This is a genomic window from Acetivibrio ethanolgignens (genome assembly GCF_001461035.1).
Classification (GTDB): Bacteria; Bacillota; Clostridia; order Lachnospirales; family Lachnospiraceae; genus Velocimicrobium; species Velocimicrobium ethanolgignens.
In genome coordinates, this window is record NZ_LNAM01000227.1 from 6652 (window position 1) to 8349 (window position 1698).

At 50.4% G+C, this 1698-nt stretch carries 1 protein-coding gene; it reads right to left on the reverse strand.

Translation table 11 applies throughout. The annotated features are described in order from the left end of the window. Window positions 1–183 precede the first annotated feature (183 nt). Window positions 184–1698: Ig-like domain-containing protein (locus ASU35_RS18215; RefSeq protein WP_172794680.1), on the reverse strand; the 1515-nt coding region annotated here is incomplete at its 5' end.

The window sequence follows — 1698 nt, forward strand, 5'->3', positions numbered from 1 at the left end:
TTCTTTGAAATTCATTCCATTTTAAAATATGCCTCTTTCAAAATCCGCTATACTTCAAAATCCGCTATACTAATGTTTCTCTTCTTAGTATAACGGATTTTGGGTTAAATTACAAATTTAATTATCGCACTGCTTCTTCTCTCTTCCCGCTGTTCTCTTCGCAGGAATCGCTCCCGTGGAGTCCTATGCTTTCTTGACGGTTACCTTTACCTTCTTGTATACGCCGTTCTGGGCATAGACATAGATATAGCAGGTCCCGGCTTTCTTGGCTGTGATGACGCCCTTGCTGTCCACTGCGGCAACCTTTTTGTTGGTGGATTCGTACTTGATTGCCGCATGCTTCTGGATGCTCTTGTCTGCCTCCACCTGGGAAGCCTGGATTGTAAATGTCTCCCCTTCTTTTAAGGTTACGTCTGTGTCATTGACTTTAACAGATTTGACATTGCCATACTTGCCGCCTGTGGTCGTGGCATGGACGGTCTTTGATTTGGCAATAAATACTTTCTTGCCATCTACCAGCTTATATGCCTTTACATAGTACTTATAGTAGGTACCGCTCTTCAAAGCCTTGTCTGTCCATGTGGTTGTGCTGCCGTCCTTGATGACTACAAGCCCGGTAATCTTATATGTCTTTGCCTTAGTGTTGCACTGTGCACCGTATACCACATAGCCGTCGGCACCGGATGCCTCTGCCCAGACAAGCCTGTTGGTTGTCTTAGTGGATTTGTCCACCCTCAGCCGCAGCGTTCCGAAGGCGGTATCCATCGTCACGGTTTCCTTGCCGCCGTCCGTATCCGCTGCCTTGCTGGCATCTGCCTCGTCATAGGCGATGAGGAAATCGGAGAAATGGTTCACGGCGAATACCAGATACCCGCCCTCATAAATGCTCGCATACTTCGTTGTCCCTCCGTCCTCTGCCACATACCATACGGAGAAGCCCGCTGCCCTGTAGCCGGTTGGGACTGCAAACGGAACCTTTACCGTTGCCTCGCCGCCCTTGAAGTCGCCGATGTGCTGGCCGTTGCAGGTGAAGTAGGCTTCGATTCCGCCGTGGATGTCCAATTTTTCCACGCCTGTCTTCTGGGCCTCATTGAGGCGGGTGGTTCCCACATCATCCACATTCAGCTGGATATCGCCACTCTTTGCCTGTTCCACCACGGCACCGAGGGCTGTGGAATCCAGCTCCACAGTCGCTGTGGTCAGCTTGACCGCAAGCCCCTCCATCTTGTTGGTCTTGTCCGCTGCTGCCTTTGCGATCTCCTCCATGGACTTGCTTGGAAGGACGACGCTGTCGATCTTCCTGCCAAGTCCGGTCAGGTCCACCTCCACAGTGGCTGCCCTGTCTGTGCCGGCTGTCACCTTCCTGATTTCTTCTGTCTTGATTTCATCGACAGTCGCTTTAGATCCCTCCACCTTAGCTGTCACGTTGACGGTATTCTCACTGCCCGTTACGGGAACCGTAATCGTCGTGCCGCCCGTGGATGGAGCGCCTGGTGTATAGTTGCCAGAGGATGAGCCCCCAGAGCTGCTTCCGCTTCCTGCACCCTGCTCCCCGGATGGCTGTTCACTTACTGTCAAAGTACCTTTATCAGAAACAGTAATATTATAGTTGTCTATCAACGTATGAGTGTCTGCCACAGCTATAAATGTCAATACAAAAATGTACAAAAGTTCCAAAATAATAATGTACAACTTTTC